The following is a 22,224-nucleotide window of genomic DNA, read 5'->3' as shown; positions in this document are numbered from 1 at the left end:
CATCGATGCAAGCTGAACCATTGCTATCGCGAGCAAGCTCGCTCCCACAGGGTTCGATTCCACCTTGACTGACGGCACAACATAACAACCCATTTGCCCTGCGGAGCGCTTTCTGATGAGCCAACCGAAACCGAATTTCTACAACCTGGCCTGGCGCTGGCATTTTTATGCCGGGCTGTTCGTGGCGCCGTTCATGGTGATGCTGGCCCTGACCGGCATCATCTACCTGTTCAAGCCACAACTCGATCCACTGATGTACGGCAGCCTGTTGAACGTGCCGGCCGGGCATCACACCCTGGCGGCGGACGACCTGCTCAATAAGGTCCGCCAGGCCTACCCCGAAGGCCAGGTCAAACAGTACCTGCCACCGGTCAATGCCGAGCGCAGCGCGCAGTTCGTGGTGATCGACCAGGGCCGGGAACTGAACGTGTTCATCGACCCGTACCACGGCGACGTCCTCGGCGAACAGGATGCGAAGAGCAACCTGCAAGCCATGGCCCGGGCGATTCACGGCGAGTTGCTGATCGGCACCGTCGGTGACCGGCTGGTGGAAATGGCCGCCGGCTGGGGCGTGGTGCTGGTGGTCTCCGGCCTGTACCTGTGGTGGCCGCGCGGGCAATCATCGGCCGGTGTGCTGTGGCCGCGCTGGAGCGCCCGCGGGCGGTTGTTCTGGCGTGACTTGCATGTCGTCGTCGGTTTCTGGGGCGCGGCATTCCTGCTGGTGATGCTGCTCAGCGGCATGACCTGGACCGGCTTCTGGGGCAAGCAATACGCAGACCTCTGGAACCGCTTCCCGGCGGCGATGTGGAATGACGTGCCCAAGTCCGACGTCGAGGCCGGCAGCCTCAACAACGCCCACCGCCAGACCGTGCCCTGGGCAGTAGAAAATACGCCGATGCCGATGTCCGGCGACCATGCCGAGCACATGGGCCACGGTGGCATGCACGAAGGCCCCGCCGCCCCGACCGTCAGCCTGCAAGCGATGCAGGATATCGCCACCGCGCGCCAGGTCACGCCCGGCTACAGCATCACGTTGCCCACCACAGCCAGTGGCGTGTTCACCGTCGCCGTGTTCGCCGATGACCCGCGCAACGACGCCACCCTGCACGTGGACCAGTACACCGGCAAGGTCCTGGCCGATGTGCGCTGGGAGCACTACAGCATCGTCGCCCGCGCCACCGAAACCGGGGTGATGCTGCACGAAGGCAAGATGTTCGGCCCGGTGAACCAGATCCTCGTGCTGCTGGTTTGCCTGATGATCCTGCTCAGCGCCGTGAGTGGCCTGGTGATCTGGTGGAAGCGCCGGCCCCAGGGCAAGTTCGGCGTGCCGCCCCTGCGCCACGACCTGCCGACCTGGAAGACCGGAGTGTTCATCATGCTGGCCCTGGCGCTGGTGTTCCCGTTGGTGGGGGCTTCGCTGGTGGTAGTGTGGCTGTTGGACCGGGTTGTTACCCGGTTCAATCGCCAGCCTGAGACGGCTTCATCTTCAAGCTGAAGGCCATGCGTTAACGGAAGGCGGCGCGAAACCTCCACAATCGCACCCGCTTTCCAAACGATGAACACAGTCCGGAATGTGGGAGCGAGCTTGCTCGCGATAGCGGTAGATCAGTCAGATCGGAGATGACTGACCCATCGCTATCGCGAGCAAGCTCGCTCCCACAAGGGGACTCGCACCCTTGCGCACTAATGTGGCGCACCTCCTCGCACCAGCCCCCGCAATGCGTTCACTCATGGTGCGCTCGCTCCCTTGTGCCCCACGCCAACCCCGCGTTTCAAAGCCTTTCTCCGACCGGGCACACCCCTTGCAAAAGCGCTTTCAGCGTTTGCATCTGCCCTCAAAAAAAACTCATAAGTCCATGGAGATCGCACAATGAAGCGTCGTAGCTTGATCAAGGCTTTTACACTCTCGGCAAGCATTGCCGCGATGGGCATGGCCTGGACCGTCCAGGCCGCCGAGACCATCAAGGTCGGTATCTTGCATTCGCTGTCCGGCACCATGGCGATCTCCGAGACGTCCCTCAAGGACATGGCGCTGATGACCATTGACGAGATCAACGCCAAGGGTGGTGTGAACGGCAAGAAGCTTGAAGCGGTGGTCGTGGACCCGGCGTCGAACTGGCCGCTGTTCGCCGAAAAGGGCCGGCAGTTGCTGACCCAGGACAAAGTCGCCGTGGTGTTCGGCTGCTGGACATCGGTGTCGCGTAAATCCGTGTTGCCGGTGTTCGAAGAACTCAACGGCCTGCTGTTCTACCCGGTGCAGTATGAAGGCGAAGAGATGTCGCCGAACGTGTTCTACACCGGTGCCGCGCCGAACCAACAGGCGATTCCGGCGGTGGAGTACCTGATGAGCGAAGAAGGCGGCAGCGCCAAGCGCTACTTCCTGCTGGGCACCGACTACGTCTACCCGCGCACCACCAACAAGATCCTGCGTTCGTTCCTGCACTCCAAAGGGGTGGCGGACAAAGACATCGAAGAGGTCTACACCCCGTTCGGCCACAGCGATTACCAGACCATCGTGGCCAACATCAAGAAGTTCTCGGCCGGTGGCAAGACCGCGGTCATCTCCACGGTCAATGGCGACTCCAACGTGCCGTTCTATAAAGAACTGGCCAACCAGGGCCTGAAGGCCACCGACGTACCGGTCGTGGCGTTCTCGGTGGGCGAAGAGGAACTGCGCGGCATCGACACCAAGCCGCTGGTGGGCAACCTGGCGGCGTGGAACTACTTCGAATCCGTGGATAACCCGGCGAACAAGAAATTCGTCGATTCCTGGAAAGCCTACGCCAAGGCCAAGAACCTGCCAGGCGCCGACAAAGCGGTGACCAACGACCCGATGGAAGCCACCTACGTCGGCATCCACATGTGGGCGCAAGCGGTCGAGAAAGCCAAGTCCACCGACGTCGACAAAGTCCGCGAAGCCCTGGCCGGCCAGACCTTCGCCGCACCGTCGGGCTACACCCTGACCATGGACAAGACCAACCACCACCTGCACAAGCCGGTGATGATCGGCGAGATCCAGGCCGACGGTCAGTTCAACGTGGTCTGGCAGACCGAAGGCCCGATCCGCGCGCAACCGTGGAGCCCGTTCATCGCCGGCAACGACAAGAAGCCTGACTATGCGGTGAAGAGCAACTGAGCCCGTGGGTGTCGGCCCCAACCCCCGGACCGACACACAACCCCTGTGGGAGCGAGCTTGCTCGCGATAGCGATGGATCAGCCAGAAGAACAGTGACTGACACACCGCTATCGCGAGCAAGCTCGCTCCCACAAAAAGCACTGCGCAAGGCCTAGCATATGCCCACCGCCCTTTACCGCCTCATCCTCGCCCTGGTGCTGCTGTTGCCACTGGAGGCCCACGCCGGTGACGCCGAAGACTTCGTCGCCGCCAACCCGACCCAGCAGGCCAAGCTCCTGGAAACCTGGGCCGCGCAGCCGGAGCCTGCACGTGTCGAACTGATCAACGCCCTGCAACAAGGCCAGTTGATCGTCGACGGCCAGCCAAAAACCCTGCGCCTGAACAACCGCTTGCGCGGGCTGATCGAAACCGCCCTCGCCAGCCATCAACTGCTCGCCGTCGATGCCCGCGTACGCCTGGCCGCCGCGCAGCAACTGCAAAAAACTGCCCGCCCGGCGCAACTGGCGTTTCTCGATCGGCAACTGGCCGGTGAGCAGGACGAAAACGTACACGCCGCCCTGAGCCTGGCCCTGGCGAACCTGCAACTGGTGGACACCAACCCGAACGTGCGCCTGGCCGCCGTCCGCCTGTTGGGGGAAACCGGCGATCCACTGGCCCGTACCCGCCTGGAAGGCCTGCTCGAACCCGGCGTCGAAACCGATGCCGCCGTGCGCACCGCCGCTGAAACCAGCCTGGGCCAGGTCAAGCGCAAACTCCTGGTGGGCGAGTTGCTGGGCCAGGCCTTCAGCGGTATGTCCCTGGGCTCGATCCTGCTGCTCGCCGCCCTCGGCCTGGCGATTACCTTCGGCCTGCTGGGGGTGATCAACATGGCCCACGGCGAGATGCTCATGCTGGGCGCCTATTCCACTTATGTGGTGCAGTTGCTGTTCCAGCGCTTCGCCCCGAACGCCATCGAGTTCTATCCGCTGATCGCCTTGCCGGTGGCATTTTTCATCACCGCGGCCATCGGCATGGCCCTGGAGCGTACGGTGATTCGCCACCTCTACGGGCGGCCGCTGGAAACCCTGCTCGCCACCTGGGGCATCAGCCTGATGCTGATCCAACTGGTGCGCCTGGTGTTCGGTGCGCAGAACGTCGAAGTCGCCAACCCGGCCTGGCTCTCGGGCGGGATCCAGGTGTTGCCGAACCTGGTGCTGCCGTACAACCGCATCGTGATCATCGCCTTCGCCTTGTTCGTGGTGGTGCTGACCTGGCTGCTGCTGAACAAGACGCGCCTGGGCCTGAACGTGCGCGCGGTGACCCAGAACCGCAACATGGCCGCCTGCTGCGGCGTGCCCACCGGCCGGGTCGACATGCTCGCCTTCGGCCTCGGCTCGGGCATCGCCGGGCTCGGAGGCGTGGCCCTGAGCCAGATCGGCAACGTCGGCCCGGACCTGGGCCAGAGCTACATCATCGACTCGTTCCTGGTGGTGGTGCTCGGTGGTGTCGGCCAGTTGGCCGGCAGTGTGTTCGCCGCGTTCGGCCTGGGTATCGCCAACAAGATCCTCGAACCGCAGATCGGCGCCGTGCTCGGCAAGATCCTGATCCTCGCGCTGATCATTCTGTTCATCCAGAAGCGTCCGCAAGGCCTCTTCGCGCTCAAAGGACGGGTAATCGACTGATGAACCAGCCCCTGATGCTCACGGCCACGCAAAAGGCCGGTCCCAAACTCACCCTCGCCGTCGGCGCGCTGATCCTGGCCGTGCTGCTGAGCCTGCCGTTGCTGTCGCTGCTGGCGGCGGACAATCCGCTGCACGTGTCAGCCTACACCCTGACCCTGGTGGGCAAGATTCTCTGCTACGCCATCGTCGCCCTGGCACTGGACCTGGTCTGGGGCTACGCCGGCTTGCTCTCCCTGGGCCACGGCCTGTTCTTCGCCCTGGGCGGCTACGCCATGGGCATGTACTTGATGCGCCAGGCCGCCGGGGATGGCTTGCCGGCGTTCATGACCTTCCTGTCGTGGACCGAGTTGCCTTGGTACTGGGCCGGCACCGACAGTTTCCTCTGGGCGATGTGCCTGGTGGTGCTGGCGCCGGGGTTGCTGGCCCTGGCGTTCGGCTTCTTCGCCTTCCGCTCGCGGATCAAGGGCGTGTATTTCTCGATCATGACCCAGGCCCTGACCTTCGCCGGGATGCTCCTGTTTTTCCGCAACGAAACCGGATTTGGCGGCAACAACGGCTTCACCAATTTCCGCTCGATCCTGGGCTTCGGCATCACCGAGCCAGGCACCCGGGCGGTGCTGTTTTTCGCCACGGTGTTGCTGCTGGTGGCGAGCCTGTTCATCGGCTGGCGCCTGGCCCGCAGCAAGTTCGGCCGGGTACTGACCGCCCTGCGAGACGCGGAAAACCGCCTGATGTTCTGCGGCTACGATCCCCGTGGTTTCAAGCTGTTCGTCTGGGTATTGAGCGCGGTGCTGTGCGGCCTGGCCGGGGCGTTGTACGTGCCGCAGGTGGGCATCATCAACCCCAGCGAAATGTCGCCGACCAACTCCATCGAGGCCGCCGTTTGGGTCGCCCTTGGCGGGCGCGGCACGTTGATCGGGCCGTTGCTGGGCGCCGGGGTCGTGAACGGCATGAAGAGCTGGTTCACCGTGGCGTTTCCTGAATATTGGCTGTTCTTCCTCGGCGCCCTGTTCATCGTCGTGACCCTGTATCTGCCCAAGGGTGTGATCGGATTGCTGAAGAAAAGGAGCGAATGATGCGAATCACACCTACGGCGGATTTCATGCTCGAACCCATCCTGGAGCCCAACAAGGACCAAGGCAGCAGTCGCGACGCCATCGGCCTCGGCCAGGCAGCCGGCGTGGGCCTGAACACCCGCCACGGCACCATCCTGACCCTGGAAGACATCAGCGTCAGCTTCGATGGCTTCAAGGCCTTGAACGATTTGAACCTGTACATCGGCGTCGGCGAGTTGCGCTGCATCATCGGCCCCAACGGCGCCGGCAAGACCACCCTGATGGACGTGATCACCGGCAAGACCCGCCCCAGCCACGGCAAGGCCTGGTTCGGCGAGACCCTGGACCTGACGAGCATGAGCGAGGTGCAGATCGCCCAGGCCGGCATCGGGCGCAAGTTCCAGAAGCCCACGGTGTTCGAAGCCCTGAGCGTGTTCGAAAACCTGGAGCTGGCGCTCAAGACCGACAAATCGGTGTGGGCCAGCCTGCGGGCAAGACTCACTGGCGAGCAGCACGACCGTATCGACGAAGTGCTCGAGACCATCCGCCTTACCACGTCGGTCAACCGCGCCGCCGGATTGCTGTCCCACGGGCAGAAGCAGTTCCTGGAGATCGGCATGCTGCTGGTGCAAGACCCGCAATTGCTGTTGCTCGACGAACCGGTGGCGGGCATGACCGACGCCGAGACCGAGTTCACCGCCGAGCTGTTCAAGTCCCTGGCGGGCAAGCATTCGCTGATGGTGGTGGAACACGACATGGGCTTCGTCGGCGCGATCGCCGACCACGTCACCGTGCTGCACCAGGGCAGCGTGCTGGCCGAAGGGTCGCTGGAACAGGTGCAGGACAATGAGCGGGTGATCGAGGTGTATCTCGGTCGCTAGACCTGCAAACACTTTCCCCCTGTGGGAGCGGGCCTGTGGGAGCAAGGCTTGCCCGCGATGGGGCCGTCGCAATGTTGCCCTGGACCGCGTCATCGTTCATCGCGAGCAAGGTTTGTTCTCACAGGGTTTGCTCCCACAGGGGATTAAGGAGAATTCAAGACATGCTGCAAGTCGACAAGCTGCACCAGTACTACGGCGGTAGCCACATCCTGCGCGGCCTGTCGTTCGACGTGAAGGTCGGCGAAGTGACGTGCCTGCTGGGGCGCAACGGCGTGGGCAAGACCACCCTGCTCAAATGCCTGATGGGCCTGTTGCCGGCCAAGGAAGGTGCGGTGAGTTGGGAAGGCAAGGCCATCACCGCGTTCAAGCCGCACCAACGGGTGCATGCCGGCATTGCCTACGTGCCCCAGGGTCGGGAAATATTCGGACGGTTGACGGTGGAAGAAAACCTGCTGATGGGCCTGTCGCGCTTTCCCGGCGCCGAAGCCAAGGAAGTGCCGGCATTCATCTACGAATTGTTCCCGGTGCTGCTGCAGATGAAACAACGCCGTGGCGGTGACCTGTCCGGCGGCCAGCAACAGCAGCTCGCCATTGGCCGGGCCCTGGCCAGTCGGCCGCGCCTGCTGATTCTCGACGAGCCCACCGAAGGCATCCAGCCCTCGGTGATCAAAGAGATCGGCGTGGTGATCAAGAAGCTGGCGGCCCGGGGCGACATGGCGATTTTGCTGGTGGAGCAGTTCTACGACTTCGCCGCCGAGCTGGCCGATCAGTACCTGGTGATGTCCCGGGGCGAGATCGTGCAGCAGGGGCGCGGAGAAAATATGGAAGCCGAGGGTGTGCGCGGGCTGGTTACGATCTAGTCTGTAGCGTCCTGACGATAATCAGAAATCATGAATCTACCTGTCTGTTCATTGGCGCCTTCGGCCCTGTTCACCCCCAGCTGGCACGCAGAGCTGGAATTGGGCTACGCCCGCTTCGGCGAGTGCACACGCCCGGTACAGCGCCGCCACAAAGGCCCGCTGCGGGTGCAGAAGCACTTGTACGCCGAAGGTCCCGAGGTGTGCCAGCACATCATCGTCCACCCGCCCGGCGGGATTGCCGGCGGTGACCGGCTGGACATCTCGGCCCACGTCGGCCCTGGCGCCTGGGCGCAACTGACCAGCCCCGGCGCGGCCAAGTGGTACCGCGCTGCCGGCCCGGCGTACCAACAGTTGAGCCTGAGCGTGGCCCCCGGCGCGACCCTGGAATGGCTGCCCCAGGAAACCATCGTCTTCAGCGCGGCCCAGGCCGAACTCGGCACGAGTATCGACCTGCAGGGCGACGCACGCCTGTTCTACTGGGACATGGTCGCCCTCGGCCGACCGGCCAGCGGCGAACGTTTCGACCTGGGGCACTTTCAATCGCGACTGGACATTCGCCGCGACGGCCAGTTGCTGTGGCATGAGCGCCAGCGCATTGTGGGCGGTGATGGGCTGCTGGACTCGCCCATCGGGCTGGGCGGCGATCCGGTGTTTGCCACGTTGCTGGTGACCGGCGAGATCGACAGCGAACAGCTGGAACACTGCCGATCCCTGGGCCATGCCGTGCGCGGCGACCTGACCCAATTGCCCGGTCTGGTCGTGGCGCGGTGCCTGGCGAGCGAGGCGTTGCTGGCGCGGGGGTGGTTGATTGAATTGTGGCGACTTCTGCGCCCGGCGCTGCTCGGTCGGGAGGCCATGCCCCCGAGAATCTGGAGTACATGAATTTGCTTTTCTGTGGGAGCGGGCTTGCTCGCGAAGGCGGTGTGTCAGCCAACTCAACTGTTGAATGTGAGCCCGCATTCGCGAGCAAGCCCGCTCCCACAGAGGTACATGTTTTTAGCCCGATTTTTTTATCTGCCCTTATGGATTGCACATGGACCTGACCCCACGCGAAAAAGACAAGCTGCTGATCTTCACCGCCGGCCTCGTCGCCGAACGACGGTTGGCCCGGGGCCTGAAGCTCAACTACCCGGAGGCCATGGCCTACATTTCCGCCGCGCTGCTGGAAGGCGCCCGTGACGGCCAGACCGTCGCCGAGCTGATGCACTACGGCACCACGCTGTTGAGCCGCGAGCAGGTGATGGAAGGCATCCCGGAAATGATCCCGGAGATCCAGGTCGAAGCGACGTTTCCCGACGGGACCAAACTGGTCACCGTCCACCAACCCATCGCCTGAGGCCACGTCATGACTGCCCAAGTTCGTGACGCCCGTGCCGCAGACCTGCCGGCGATCCGCGAGATCTACAACGACGCCGTCCTCAACACCACGGCGATCTGGAACGAACAAGCCGTGGACCTGGGCAATCGCCAGGCCTGGTTTAGCGCCCGGCAGACCCAGGGCTACCCGGTGCTGGTGGCCGTCGACGCCGAAGACAACGTGCTCGGCTACGCTTCGTTCGGCGACTGGCGGCCGTTCGATGGTTTTCGCCACACCGTGGAGCATTCGGTGTACGTGCGCAGCGATCAACGCGGCAATGGCCTTGGCCCGCTGCTGATGGGCGCGCTGATCGAACGTGCCAGGGCCTGCGATAAACACGTCATGGTCGCGGCCATCGAAAGTGGCAACGCGGCCTCGATTCGCCTGCACGAGCGGGCCGGTTTCGTGATCACCGGGCAGATGCCCGAGGTGGGGACCAAGTTCGGCCGCTGGCTGGACCTGACCTTCATGCAGTTGAACCTCAACCCCGGGGCGCTACCGCCTGCCATCAACAAGGAGTGAAAAGCCAATGAACGCCGCCCAGTTGCGTCGAGTCCACGCCGAGAGCTTTGCGCATTATCGCCAGGGCCTGATCGATCTGTTGCTCGACGCCGTCGGCTACGGGGCCAGCGTGGGGTTCATGGCCGATCTCGATGCCGTCCAGGCCCGCGCCTACTTCGACGAGGTCCAGGCCAGCCTCAACCAGGGCCACCTGCTGCTGTGGGTGGTGGTCAAGGATGAACAGGTACAGGCCAGCGTCCAGCTTGCCCTGTGCCAGAAGCCCAACGGCCTCAACCGTGCCGAAGTGCAGAAGCTGCTGGTCCGCGGTGAGGCTCGCCGCCGCGGGCTGGGCCAGCAATTGATGAGCGCCCTGGAACTTGGCGCCCACCAGCACAAGCGTGGCCTGTTGTACCTCGACACCGAGGCCGGTTCCGAGGCCGAGGCGTTCTACCGCGCCATGGGCTACACCCGCGTCGGTGAACTGCCCGACTACTGCCAGAGCCCGGACGGGACCTACACCCCGACCGCCATTTACTACAAGATTTTGGGGCAACCGCAATGATTCCAGGGCAATACCAGGTCCAGCCCGGCGACATCGAACTCAACGTCGGTCGCCGCACCCTCACGCTGAACGTCGCCAACAGCGGCGACCGACCGATCCAGGTCGGCTCGCACTATCACTTTTTCGAGACCAACGACGCCTTGACCTTCGACCGCGCCGCCAGCCGTGGCATGCGCCTGAACATCCCGGCCGGCACTGCGGTGCGTTTCGAACCGGGCCAGAGCCGCGAGGTGGAACTGGTGGACCTGGCCGGGCATCGCCGGGTGTTCGGGTTTGCCGGGCGGGTCATGGGCGATCTTTAACCTGTGGGAGCAAGGCTTGCCCGCGATGCAGGCGCCGCGTTTTCCTGTCAGGCCGTGTCATCGTTCATCGCCAGCAAGCTGTGCTCCCACAGGTTTAGCTTCACAAACCGACATTGAATTCCAAGGCAAGCACATGAAGATTTCGAGACAAGCCTACGCCGACATGTTCGGCCCCACCGTCGGTGACAAGGTCCGCCTGGCCGACACCGAGTTGTGGATCGAAGTGGAAAAAGACTTCACCACCTATGGCGAAGAAGTGAAATTCGGCGGCGGCAAAGTGATTCGCGACGGCATGGGCCAGAGCCAACTGTTGGCCGCCGAGGTCGTCGACACCTTGATCACCAACGCACTGATCATCGACCACTGGGGCATCGTCAAGGCCGATGTCGGCCTCAAGGACGGACGCATCGCCGCCATCGGCAAGGCCGGCAACCCGGACATCCAGCCCGACGTGACCATCGCCATTGGCGCCAGCACCGAAGTGATCGCCGGCGAAGGCATGATCCTCACGGCTGGCGGTATCGACACCCACATCCACTTCATCTGCCCCCAGCAGATCGAAGAAGCGCTGATGAGCGGCGTCACCACCATGATCGGCGGCGGCACGGGCCCGGCCACCGGGACCAACGCCACCACGTGCACCTCCGGGCCGTGGCACCTGGCGCGCATGCTCCAGGCCGCCGATGCCTTCCCGATGAACATCGGCTTCACCGGCAAGGGCAACGCCAGCCTGCCGGAACCGTTGATCGAGCAGGTCAAGGCCGGGGCCATCGGCCTGAAGCTGCACGAAGACTGGGGCACCACGCCGGCGGCCATCGACAACTGCCTGAGCGTGGCCGACCAGTACGATGTGCAGGTGGCGATCCACACCGACACCCTCAACGAGTCGGGCTTCGTGGAAACCACCCTCGCCGCCTTCAAGGGCCGCACCATCCACACCTACCACACCGAAGGTGCCGGTGGCGGGCATGCGCCGGACATCATCAAGGCCTGCGGTTTCCCCAACGTATTGCCCAGCTCCACCAACCCGACCCGGCCGTTCACCCGCAACACCATCGACGAGCACCTGGACATGTTGATGGTCTGCCATCACCTGGACCCGAGCATCGCCGAAGACGTGGCCTTCGCCGAAAGCCGCATCCGCCGCGAGACCATCGCCGCCGAAGACATTCTCCACGACCTCGGCGCCTTCTCGATGATCAGCTCCGACAGCCAGGCCATGGGCCGCGTCGGCGAAGTCATCACGCGCACCTGGCAGACCGCCGACAAGATGAAAAAGCAACGCGGCGCCCTGCCCGGCGACGGCGACGGTAACGACAATTTCCGCATCAAGCGTTACATCGCCAAGTACACCATCAACCCGGCGATCACCCACGGCATCAGCCATGAAGTGGGTTCCATCGAAGTGGGCAAGTGGGCCGACCTGGTGCTGTGGCGCCCGGCGTTCTTCGGCGTCAAGCCGACGCTGATCCTCAAGGGCGGAGCGATTGCCGCCAGCCTGATGGGCGACGCCAACGCCTCGATCCCGACGCCACAACCGGTGCACTACCGACCGATGTTCGCCAGCTACGGCGGCTCACGGCATGCCACCAGCCTGACCTTCATCAGCCAGGCCGCCGCCGAGGCCGGGTTGCCGGAACAACTGGGGCTGAAGAAAAGAATCGCCGTGGTCAAAGGTTGCCGCGACGTGCAGAAGACCGACCTGATCCACAACGACTACCTGCCGAGCATCGACGTCGATCCGCAGACTTACCAGGTCAAGGCCGACGGCGTGTTGCTGTGGTGCGAACCGGCCGACGTGCTGCCGATGGCGCAGCGTTATTTCCTGTTTTGAACCGGCGCAGTTCCTGTGGCGAGGGAGCAAGCTCCTTCGCCACAGGTTTTCATTGCCTGAAATGACCGGGACGGGTCAGCCTACAGGTCGGTACTTCCCGGCAACTGCTCCAGCTCGGTTCGCGTCAACGACTGGACCAGCTCCGCTTCCTTGATCTTGTGTTGCAGGCCCAACGCCTCGGACCGGCTGATGTAGTCGGCTTCCTCCAGGGTCCCGGCCGCCTTCGCTTCATCCAGCTCGATCTGGTTGGCGATAAGGGTGTCGTTCAGCGCCTGGAAGGAGGCCCCATGCGCCTGCTTCAAATAATCGATCCAGAAATCCCGGCCCACCAGCGACTGAAACTGCTGGGGGGAATCGTCCAGCGCCAGCACCTCATTGGCAGCGGCATCGAGCATTCCAGGGGTGACATCTCCCAGCCTGAGAAAAACCCCGCCCGCGGGTTGCCCCGGTAGCCCCAGTCGATCCTTGAGCCCCGCACGGTAAGCCAGACGGACCTCGACTTCTTCTATCAGCGCCAGGTTTTCGCGCTTTTCATCGTTGGTCAGGTCGGTGCGGGCATTGATCGCATCGCGGCGCCGCTGGATATCCTGCAGGGCAATACGCTCTACCTCATCGAGGCGAAACAGCCCCTTGGCCAGATGGACCAGTGTTGCCGCCTCATCCTTTGCAACCGCCAAGGCCCTGGCGTTGTGGATCATCAAGCGGATTTCCAGGTAGCTGAACGACAAGGCTGCGCGATCTTCACAGGCCGGTCGGCCGGCCAGGTCGAACAGTTCATGACGCAAGTCGGTGGCGTTGCCCATCGCCTCGAGCATCTGCCAGACGCGGGCCTGGAGGTCCGGATAATCTTCCAGCCCCTGATAGGAGGCGGCCAACCGATGCAACAACTCAAAAAACTCTCCCGAGTGCTGCTCATCCGCCAGGCTTTGCCACAAGGCTCTTTTTTCCGCCAGTTGGCCCGCAGGCAGGTCGCGCAGCCATTGCTGCATATTCGCCGGCCCGACCGGCGCTGAAAACCCAAACGCCTCGGGCAAACGCAGGACCGCCCATTCAGGACGCGTCTGCAAGACCGCCGCCCAATAATCACGCATGCGCTGCTGGCCCCCCTCGCTCAACGGGTTGCCCTGCAACAACGTCACCCGATTGAGGCGTGCGGTGGCATGGGCACGATCGGCGGGCGGGTCGAGCAGGTGATCCGGCACCTGGGTCAAGCCGTTGTCGCGCAAGTCGATCAGCTCCAGCGGTTGGTCGCGCAGGCCGGTGGGCCAGGCCGTGATCCCGGTGTTCTTCAGGTGCAATCGTTCCAGGTCAGGTAGCCTGCTGAAGTCCGGCAGGCGCTCCAGCAAGTTATTATCCAGGTCGAGATTTTTCAGCCGGGTAAGGCCTTGCAGGATTTCAACGCTATGAGGTATCAGGCCGATCTGGTTATTCCCCAGGTGAAGCGTCTCCAGACTCCTCATCCCCTCCAGGGCTTCGGGAATATCCCTAAGCCTGTTCCTCGGTATTTCCAAGCGCTTGAGGGAGGAGAACCCGCCGAGGAAGCTGTCGCAGTAGTGCAGCGTCAGGCCCATGTCAGACATCTTGAGCACACCCACATGGCTGAAGTCGGCCGTCAGCTCCGGCAACGCACCGATGTTCAATCCGCTCAAATCAAGCTCATACCCGAGCCGGTGGCCATCGGCCCCTGCAACGACCCGGGTCTGGCGCCTCCAACAGCGCTCGATGTGTTCGGCCGCTATCTCTCTGAGCCCCGTCGGCACTTGCCGACGGTGATTACCCTCGTAACGCCATCCAAAGGTAGCGACCCAGCGGTCCAGATCCCGACGCAGCATTTTCAACTCGACTTTACGTCGCTTGAGTTCCCTCACCGCGCCATTGCCCAGTGATCGCAACAGCGCCTCGGTCTGCTCCGCCGTGTAGCTCGGGTACAACTCCTGCACCCGACTCTCCGGCGACCGGCCCAGGCGCAACCAATCCCGCAGTCCACCCAGGGGGTAGCCGACTTTGCCCGAAGCCAGGCGCATCGGTGATTGGAAGGCGGGCTTGAGCGCGGGCATCTTCAAGCGACTCGCCAGCACATCCCGGTCCACTGGCGAAGCGCCGATGGCCTCTCTCAACTGATCGCCGTGATGGATCGAGGGCCGAGCCATGGCCCGGCGTTCGGCATCCGGCAGGGCATGCTGCAAGGCATCGAAGACACTGCCCCAATGGCTCAACTCATTGCCGCTGTCGTCAAAGGCCTGGTAGAGATCATCGTCCTTGACCACGACCTTGGTCTGCGGCGCATTTTGCGGCCCGATGCTGTCGATCAAGGCGCCGGACACATCGGCCTCACGCAATTCGATGCGCACCGTGTCGCTCCAGCCAGGCAAGGTTTCCAGGGTCGCCAACACCAATCGAGGCGTGTCCGCCGTGGCCAAGGCGTCCTGATACAGGCCCTCGTAGGCTCGGTTCAAACGCACCACGCGCTGATAATGGCGCAGCTCTTCGGCGATGCGCAGCGGGATGGATTTGGTCTGGCTGGCCTCGTCGAAATCCCAGGCGGCCATTTGCTGCAACTCTTCGGTACCGGCCAGGGTGATGATCTGCTCGATCGCCTTTGCCGGAACCGAGGGAAAGCGGGACTTGATCAGCGTGACATGGGGATCACCTCTCGTCTCGCCCATGGCGTAGTAGTCGTTGAGCAACTGCACCTTTTCATTTACCGCCGCTTCGGCGAGTGCCTGGCGCAGGTGCCGGACGCGAGCATCCATGTTGGTTTTCGCAATCGGCGGGCTCGCCGTGGCCAACAGGTCGGCGCCTGCCGCATCCACCGCTTCGATCAGGTTTTTCAACAGCGAAGGCGTGCGGACCTTGGCCTCGGTCAGGCTGGCTTCATGAAACGGGGTCTCACCTTCCGAGGGCCGGACGTACTCCCAGCGTGTCCGGCCGGCGCCGTCGACAACCTTCAGCTTCAGCCCTCTTGGCCACGGGCCGTATTGGGTCAGCAGGTGCAACATCGGCTCGGCCAAGTCATGGCGCAGCGGTTCCTCGCTTTGCAGTTGCCCGATGAACGTGTCGATTTGTCGGCAGAGGTCGAAGCGATCCAGGGTGTCGGCCAGCAACGCCGGCACCGGCTCGCCCTCGACATGCACCCGTCGCAGCACGTCGTGCGAGGTCGCGCTGGCGAGGCGGATCTGCTCCAGTTCGGCATCGCTGAAACCCTTGACGCCATGGCCCAGGCGCCGCATCAGCGTCGGGCCTTCCCAGGTGCGCGGTTGTTCCAGTTCGTGGTGCCAGGCACCGTTGCCGTTGTCCGTCAGTTCAGGCTGGTAGGCCTGCGGACGGGAAGGATGACGAATGCGATAGCGAAGGGTCTGCGGGTCCCGTTGCACTTCATAATGTTGGTCACCCAGCGGCAGAACCTGCCGGTCGCCGACCCGATATAGGCCTTGGGGATCCGGACTCGACGCCGCGGGAGGCGCCAGCTCACTCTGGTAAACCCTCAGGTCGGGGCGCCACAGACGCGATTCGCCGTTGGCCAATTGAACCGGCTCCAACTGATCCACCGCGCCCGACCATCGAATGTGCGGCAGCACCGCCGCGCCGGTGGCGACGAAGGCCGTGTTGAGGGCCACGCTGGAAAAATGCGCCCACATTTCCCGGGTCTCCCCCCGCTCGAACGCTTCGATGCCTTCAAAGGCCTCGTTGAACATCTGCACGGCCCCGACCGTCAACATCAGCGGCCCCAATCCTGGCACGACGAACGCCGCCAGGTTGAACACGTCGACCACCGCGTCCAGGTAACTGTCCAGGCGCGCCAGGCGGGCTTTCTGGTCTTCATCACCGGTAGGCACCGCCACCGCGCGTGCGTCAGCCTGGACCTTCTCGATCTGCCGCAAGCGTAGCGAGCCCCACAGGTCGCCGGGAATCGGCGTCGTGCCCATGGGCAGGTTGCGCAACGACGATTTGAGTGGGTAATCGGCCTGGTCATCGGCCGTCGGAGAGGTTTGATAGAAGTGCTTGAACTGCCGGAAAAACACCCCTTGCTGACGCAGCGGCACGAAACGGCTGAAGAAGCGACGGTAGGCGCTACCGTGCAGGCGTCGCCGCAGTTCGACCATGAAGTCGGCGCTGGAGGCATAGACTTTCAGGGGATGCTCGGGATCACCCGGAAGGTAGGCCACGACCGGCACCACCCGGCGACTGCTTTCAAGGTCGGGGCCGATCAACAGCGGGCCGACCAGGTCGATGTCGAACACTTTCAGGGAGGTGAAGGTCACGGCCTGGCCGTCGAGGGTGACGTCGCTGGCACCGTCGATCACCTGCTGCAACATCGCGTAGACCGCCGGGCTGATGTCGGCCTTGGCCCAGGCGATCTCTATGTTCAGCGCCAGGCCCTGCCGGTGATGCTCCTCCAGTGAATGATCCAGCGGGTTGTATATCTTGCTGTCTTCGGGCCGCAGGACAGCGTTGATGTGCTCCTGATACTGGCGCCCCAGGTCCAGGGTGCGACACAACTGGGCGAAGGCTTCTGGGGCAATCGGCAACGCTCCTGCGCGAACGGCGTCGATGGAAGGCTGCACTGCGCCGCCCTGGGACGGGCGCACCGTAGTCACGAGGTTGCAATCGGCACAGGCGGGCTTGCGCGCTTCCTCGGGTGCGAAATTGGCCAGCGCCGCCTCCAGCAATGACGTGCCACGATATTCGTAGCGATCGAAGTGGCCGCCCTCGCTGTCCAGGACCAGCGCCCCAAAAAGATCATCGCGGGTCTTGCGCCCGTACTTGCGGACGAAATACACCTCGTTGACGTTCAGCGTGAGGTTGAACTCATCCAGGAGCGCCTGCTCGAGCAAGGGTTCGGCAAAGGCGCGGATGTCCTGGATATTGCCCAGCCGGTTGTCGACCTGGTTCAGGCGCTCGCGGTAGCGGGAATGACTGTCCTTGAGGCTGTTCCAGAGGTCGGGGGAGGCTTTCGCATACCAGTCCGGAAGCGTCAGTTCATGGTCGCTCAGTTCCTGCTGGCGTTGCACGATGGCCCCGCTGTACCAGCCGGGAATACGGGCTTTGAGCAGGTCGAAATGCTCGCCCTGGGGAGTGGCGAGACGGGGGGTGAAGCCTGGCATATCGGGTCATCCTTGACGATGGAAAACCCGAGCCTAACCAGTGTGCCACCGAAGCGTGCGGTAACTATTTATCGCTTCTTCGACAAGACATGACGCATACGAACCGCCACGGTCAGTCCACCCAACGGCCCAATTGCTGGCGCAGCCGACGATTCTCGGCCCGCAGCTGCTGGACTTCCTCCAGCAGGTCCAGCGCCAGGGCGACGCCTTCCCACTCCAGGTCCAGGTCGTGCCGCAGCTTCGCGGCACGCTTGGCCAGAGCCAGCTCGTAATCGGTAAAACGCCAATCCGTCGGGGCCGCGCCGTGGGGTTCGAGGATGCCGTGGGCGACGATCTCGATCACATGGACATCGGCCAACGCGGCAGCCTCGCAGAATTCCGTCAGGGTCAGTTCAATGATCGGGTTGTTCATGGTCTGCTTCTCCCAATGCTTTAACTGTGTAGGGGTGCATGAACGTAGGAGCTGACGAGTGAAACGAGGCTGCGATCTTTCCACCCCACATTGAGTCTAGAGCGAAAGATCAAGAGATCGCAGCCTCGTTTCACTCGTCAGCTCCTACGCTCCTACCAACAGAGACCGGCCGCTGTCAGAAATTCTCCCGCGGATCGAACGCCGCTTTCTTCGCCAGTTCCGCCCACAACGCCTTGACCGCTTCGTCGCTGGCCTTGGGCATCACCGCCTTGAGCTGCACGAACAGGTAGCCGCGCTCGCCGGCCTTGTTGCGCAGGCCGTGGCCCTTGGCGCGCATGCGCTGACCGTTCTGGCTGCCGGCCGGGACCTTGAGGTTGATCTTGCCGGTGAGGGTCGGCACCGCCACTTCGGTGCCCAGCGCCAACTCCCACGGCGCCAGTGGCAAGGTGATGATCAGGTCCTGGCCTTCGACGTCGAACTTGGGGTGCGGGGCGAAACGAATGGTCAGGTACAAGTCGCCATTGGCGCCGCCACCGACACCCGGCGCGCCTTGGCCCTTGAGGCGGATGCGTTCGCCGTCGGTCACGCCCAGCGGGATCTTCACGTTCAGGCTCTTGCTGGTGTTGCTCACGTGTTGGCCGGCCGCGTTGTATTGCGGCACCTGGAACGTGACCTTCTTCGACTCGTTCGACAGGGTTTCTTCCAGGAAAATCGGTAATTCCATTTCCACGTCTTGCCCCCGACGGCCGGCGCTGCGACCTGACTGTCCGCCACCGAAACCCGACCCACGGTTACCGAAAATCGAACTGAAGAAGTCCGAGAAATCCCCCGTGTCCTGGCCGCCAAAACCACCACGGCTCTGCCAACCCGGCGGGCCTTGGAACGGCTGGCCGTGCTGGCCGTAGCGGCGCAGGTCGTCGTATTCGGCGCGCTTGTCGGCGCTTTTCAACGCTTCATAGGCTTCGGAGACGTCCTTGAACTTGGTCTCGGCGTCCTTTTCCTTGCTCACATCCGGGTGATACTTGCGCGCCAGCTTGCGGTAGGCAGCCTTGATCGTGCTGTCGTCCGCCGTGGGCTCAACACCCAGGATCTTGTAATAGTCTTTGAAGTCCATCTAGGCATCACCATCCGTTATCGATGTCGCACCGCCACGCACAGCATGCCCGGATAACCGGACAGCGGGTTGACCGACCTCAAGATTGGGACCGGGCGGCACGTCAGAAGTTTATCGGCAGCTGGCGGCGGTTCTTGCACCCGCCTTGCGCTACCAGGCTCATGCCAGCAAGTTTGGGGGTATAAGAGAGTCTTTCAAGGCCCGCGGTCGAGAATTAGCAGATAACCGGCCTTCGAATCCGCGCCGCACTGACATACACTGCGCGGCCGTTTTTTCAACTGGAACCCGAAAGACATGAAAAACGCATCCCCGGCCCGTGCCTGCGGCATCGACTTTGGCACGTCCAACTCCACCGTCGGCTGGCTGCGCCCCGGCATGGAAACGTTGATCGCGCTGGAGGACGACAAGATCACCCTGCCTTCGGTGGTCTTTTTCAATCTCGAGGAACGCCGCCCGGTGTATGGCCGCCTGGCCCTGCACGAATACCTGGAAGGCTACGAAGGCCGGCTGATGCGCTCGCTCAAGAGCCTGCTGGGCTCCAAGCTGATCAAGCACGACACCAGCGTGTTGGGCACGGCCATGCCTTTCAAGGATCTGCTGGGGTTGTTCATCGGCCAGCTGAAGAAGCGCGCCGAAGCCACCGCCGGTCGGGAATTCGAAGAAGTGGTACTGGGGCGCCCGGTGTTTTTCGTCGACGACGATGAAATGGCCGACCAGGAAGCGGAAAACACCCTGGTGGACGTCGCCCGCGCCATCGGTTTCAAGGAAGTTTCGTTCCAGTACGAGCCCATCGCGGCGGCCTTCGATTATGAATCGACCATCGAGAAAGAAGAGCTGGTGCTGATCGTCGACATCGGCGGCGGTACTTCGGACTTCTCCCTGGTGCGCCTCTCCCCCGAGCGCCGTACCCACGACAACCGCCACGCCGACATCCTCGCCACCGGTGGCGTGCACATCGGCGGGACCGATTTCGACAAGCAACTCTCCCTGGCCGGCCTGATGCCGCTGTTCGGCTACGGCAGCCGCATGAAAAGCGGTGCCTACATGCCCACCAGCCACCACATGAACCTGGCGACCTGGCACACCATCAACGCGGTGTACTCGCAAAAGTCCACCCTGGCCCTGGGCAGCATGCGCTACGACATCGAAGACACCGGCGGCATCGACCGGCTGTTCAAGCTGATCGAACAGCGCGCCGGGCATTGGCTGGCGATGGAAGTGGAAGAAACCAAGATCGAGCTGACCCACACCGACCAGCGTCATTTGCTCCTGGACCGGATCGAGCCGGGCCTGAGCGTGGAACTGAGCCGGGCGCTGTTCGAGTCGGCCATCGACGGCTTGCTGGAGCGGGTGCGCGGCAGCGTCACGCAGTTGCTGGGCGATGCCGACGTGCGGGTCGATCAGGTCGACACGGTGTTCTTCACCGGCGGTTCCAGCGGCATCCCGGCGCTGCGCAACAGCGTCTCGGCGATGCTGCCCCAGGCGCGGCATGTGGAAGGCAATATCTTCGGCAGTATTGGCAGCGGGCTGGCGATCGAGGCGATGAAGCGCTACGGCACGCAGGTCTGATCCCAGACCGAGGCGCCTGAATCGCGAGCAAGCTCGCTCCCACAGGGATCGCATAGATCTTCTGTGGGAGCGAGCTTGCTCGCGATGGCGCCAGATCAGGCGCCATCCCTACCGGATCAAACCATCCCCACCTGCTTCAACTCACTCTTGAGATACGCATAATAAATCGGCCCCGCCACCACCCCCGGCAGGCCGAATGCGGCTTCGAACACCAGCATCGCCATGAGCAACTCCCAGGACTTGGCGCTGATCTGCCCGCCGACGATGCGGGCGTTGAGGAAGTATTCGAGCTTGTGGATCACGATCAGGTAACCCAGCGCCGCCACGGCGACCCAGATCGACAGCGACAGGCCGACAATGGTGATCAGCGTGTTGGACATCAGATTGCCGATGACCGGCAGCAGCCCCAGCAGGAAGGTCATCACGATCAGGGTCTTGGTCAGCGGCAGCTTTATCCCGAACAGCGGCAGCACCACCGCCAGGAAAATCCCGGTGAAGAAGGTGTTGAGCAGGGAAATCTTGATCTGGGCGAAGACGATGTTGCGAAACGCCTTGACCAGCAGGTTCAGGCGATCGAACAGCGCCGCGGCCAGGGGCTTGCGCTTGGTCAGGTCGGGAATGCGCTGCAGGGCAACGATAGCCCCCAGCACCATGCCGATCAGCAACGTCACGAACATGTGGGCCGCGTCCTTGCCCACCAGTTGCAGGTCGCTCAGGTGCTTGCTCACCCAGTCACCGATCGCCACCCGGAACTCGGCGGCGCTGGCCGGCAGGTAGGCGTCGATGAACGGCGGCAATTGCCCACGGGCGCGATCGACCACCGTCATGAACTTGTCCAGGGAGGCCCCTGGGTTTTCCGCCTCATGGAGCAGGAAACTGAAGGCTCCGGCGAAGATCAGCGTCAGCACACTGACCACCAGCGTGCCCAGCAATGCCACCGCCAGCCAGCGGGCACGACGACCTTCGATCAGGCGCTGCAACTGCGGGGTGAGCATGTTGACCAGCTCGAACACCAACAACCCGGCCAGCAGGCTCGGCAACAGGCGCAGTGGCAGCACCAGCAACAACCCACCAAAAATGATCACCCAACTGATCACCAACAATACATGACGCTGAGAAAACGTTGGCATACAGCCTCAGGACAAAACGGCGTGAAAGGATCGGCAGTCTGCCAGCGATCCACCAACAGCACTAGACATTGTATCGGCCGATCCCGGACAGGGTTCAGGTGTTTTTTTTGCAGTGTTGTGCCGCCCCCATCGCGAGCAAGCTCGCTCCCACCACGAACCGGGCAACACAAATCCACTGTGGGAGCGAGCTTGCTCGCGATAGGGCCATCAAAGGTTGAAGAAAAACCGGCCGTTATTTTTTCTTCAGGCACTCACTCATGAACGTCTTGCGGGCGTCACCCTTCAGGGCCTGGGTGGTGGCCGTGGCGTTGCAGGTCTTCATGCGTTCCTGCGGGGTGCTCGGTGTAGCCTTGAGGCAGGTGCTCATGAACGCCTTGCGCTCGTCGCCCTTGAGCGCCTTGGCGGTGGCGTCGGCGTTGCAGGTGGTCATCTTGGTCTGCTGCGCCGTCGCGGCGAAACCCTGGGAACACAGCAGCAAACCGATCATCAACAAAGGCACACGAAGCATCTTCATGGTGTTTCTCCTGGCTGCCGCACGAGGGTACGGCGATGAGGTGCAGTGTAGACAAAGCCTGTTACACCTTCATCTGTTGGATCTCCTGTGCCGGGTCTATCGCCATCGCGAGCAAGCTCGCTTGTATGGTAGGACTTGAAGGGAGGAGGAGGGACAAGGCTCGATTCTGACTGTTAGCCGCAGTACAGACCGTGGGAGATTTCGCCCCTCCTCCTTTCACCCAAGCGCCGA

The 22,224-nt window shown here is 63.0% G+C and carries 18 protein-coding genes; 13 read left to right on the top strand and 5 right to left on the bottom strand.

Features of this window, described 5'->3' with window-relative positions:
- Positions 1-115: 115 nt before the first annotated feature.
- From IB266_RS27410 to ureC, 12 genes are all read left to right on the top strand, one after another.
- Positions 116-1,495, top strand: a complete 1,380-nt coding sequence (locus IB266_RS27410) for a PepSY-associated TM helix domain-containing protein (RefSeq protein WP_192263613.1) — start codon at positions 116-118, stop codon at positions 1,493-1,495.
- Between the two features lie 375 nt (positions 1,496-1,870).
- Positions 1,871-3,136: an urea ABC transporter substrate-binding protein gene (urtA, locus tag IB266_RS27405; RefSeq protein WP_025211599.1), complete on the top strand. Its 1,266-nt coding sequence runs from the start codon at positions 1,871-1,873 to the stop codon at positions 3,134-3,136.
- Positions 3,137-3,294: 158 nt separating this feature from the next.
- Positions 3,295-4,797, top strand: coding sequence for an urea ABC transporter permease subunit UrtB (urtB, locus tag IB266_RS27400; RefSeq protein WP_192263611.1), 1,503 nt, complete (start codon positions 3,295-3,297; stop codon positions 4,795-4,797).
- A complete protein-coding gene (urtC, locus tag IB266_RS27395; protein WP_060739375.1) occupies positions 4,797-5,873 on the top strand; it encodes an urea ABC transporter permease subunit UrtC in 1,077 nt (358 codons plus the stop codon). The genes urtB and urtC overlap by 1 nt, the downstream gene beginning before the upstream one ends.
- Positions 5,873-6,733: an urea ABC transporter ATP-binding protein UrtD gene (gene urtD, locus IB266_RS27390; RefSeq protein ID WP_060739376.1), complete on the top strand. Its 861-nt coding sequence runs from the start codon at positions 5,873-5,875 to the stop codon at positions 6,731-6,733. Before urtC ends, urtD begins: the two co-directional genes overlap by 1 nt.
- Positions 6,734-6,894: 161 nt before the next feature.
- Positions 6,895-7,593, top strand: coding sequence for an urea ABC transporter ATP-binding subunit UrtE (gene urtE / locus IB266_RS27385; protein WP_060739377.1), 699 nt, complete (start codon positions 6,895-6,897; stop codon positions 7,591-7,593).
- A gap of 30 nt (positions 7,594-7,623) precedes the next feature.
- Positions 7,624-8,475 (top strand): urease accessory protein UreD, encoded by an 852-nt coding sequence (locus IB266_RS27380; RefSeq protein ID WP_192263609.1) that lies wholly within the window; start codon positions 7,624-7,626, stop codon positions 8,473-8,475.
- Positions 8,476-8,626: 151 nt separating this feature from the next.
- Positions 8,627-8,929, top strand: a complete 303-nt coding sequence (ureA, locus tag IB266_RS27375) for an urease subunit gamma (RefSeq protein ID WP_003197350.1) — start codon at positions 8,627-8,629, stop codon at positions 8,927-8,929.
- Between the two features lie 9 nt (positions 8,930-8,938).
- Positions 8,939-9,472: a GNAT family N-acetyltransferase gene (locus IB266_RS27370; protein WP_060739379.1), complete on the top strand. Its 534-nt coding sequence runs from the start codon at positions 8,939-8,941 to the stop codon at positions 9,470-9,472.
- 7 nt (positions 9,473-9,479) lie between these two features.
- A complete protein-coding gene (locus IB266_RS27365) occupies positions 9,480-10,013 on the top strand; it encodes a GNAT family N-acetyltransferase (RefSeq protein WP_192263607.1) in 534 nt (177 codons plus the stop codon).
- Positions 10,010-10,315, top strand: a complete 306-nt coding sequence (locus IB266_RS27360) for an urease subunit beta (protein ID WP_014336352.1) — start codon at positions 10,010-10,012, stop codon at positions 10,313-10,315. Before IB266_RS27365 ends, IB266_RS27360 begins: the two co-directional genes overlap by 4 nt.
- A gap of 133 nt (positions 10,316-10,448) precedes the next feature.
- The gene (gene ureC / locus IB266_RS27355; RefSeq protein ID WP_192263605.1) at positions 10,449-12,149 is read left to right on the top strand and encodes an urease subunit alpha; all 1,701 of its coding nucleotides are present in this window, start codon (positions 10,449-10,451) and stop codon (positions 12,147-12,149) included.
- Between the two features lie 80 nt (positions 12,150-12,229).
- Here the strand turns inward: ureC and IB266_RS27350 are convergent, their stop codons facing one another.
- The 3 genes from IB266_RS27350 to IB266_RS27340 all read right to left on the bottom strand — a co-directional run bounded on the left by IB266_RS27350 (position 12,230) and on the right by IB266_RS27340 (position 18,780).
- Positions 12,230-17,254, bottom strand: a complete 5,025-nt coding sequence (locus IB266_RS27350) for an NEL-type E3 ubiquitin ligase domain-containing protein (protein WP_192263604.1) — start codon at positions 17,252-17,254, stop codon at positions 12,230-12,232.
- Between the two features lie 112 nt (positions 17,255-17,366).
- A complete protein-coding gene (locus IB266_RS27345; RefSeq protein ID WP_072410198.1) occupies positions 17,367-17,666 on the bottom strand; it encodes a chaperone modulator CbpM in 300 nt (99 codons plus the stop codon).
- A 175-nt stretch (positions 17,667-17,841) separates the two neighbouring features.
- Positions 17,842-18,780: a DnaJ C-terminal domain-containing protein gene (locus tag IB266_RS27340; RefSeq protein ID WP_192263602.1), complete on the bottom strand. Its 939-nt coding sequence runs from the start codon at positions 18,778-18,780 to the stop codon at positions 17,842-17,844.
- A gap of 294 nt (positions 18,781-19,074) precedes the next feature.
- Here IB266_RS27340 and IB266_RS27335 point away from each other — a divergent pair, with 294 nt between their 5' ends.
- The gene (locus IB266_RS27335) at positions 19,075-20,349 is read left to right on the top strand and encodes an Hsp70 family protein (RefSeq protein ID WP_192263600.1); all 1,275 of its coding nucleotides are present in this window, start codon (positions 19,075-19,077) and stop codon (positions 20,347-20,349) included.
- Positions 20,350-20,465: 116 nt separating this feature from the next.
- Here the strand turns inward: IB266_RS27335 and IB266_RS27330 are convergent, their stop codons facing one another.
- Both IB266_RS27330 and IB266_RS27325 read right to left on the bottom strand, forming a co-directional pair.
- Entirely contained in the window at positions 20,466-21,479 is a 1,014-nt protein-coding gene (locus IB266_RS27330; RefSeq protein ID WP_003197331.1) for an AI-2E family transporter, read from the bottom strand.
- Between the two features lie 232 nt (positions 21,480-21,711).
- Entirely contained in the window at positions 21,712-21,993 is a 282-nt protein-coding gene (locus tag IB266_RS27325) for a PsiF family protein (RefSeq protein ID WP_192263598.1), read from the bottom strand.
- Between the last annotated feature and the right edge of the window lie 231 nt (positions 21,994-22,224).

The sequence above is a fragment of the Pseudomonas sp. Pdm06 genome (genome assembly GCF_014851795.1).
GTDB lineage: Bacteria > Pseudomonadota > Gammaproteobacteria > Pseudomonadales > Pseudomonadaceae > Aquipseudomonas > Aquipseudomonas fluorescens_AA.
Note: the sequence above shows the minus strand (reverse complement) of the source record. Positions and strands in the feature narration are given on the sequence as shown.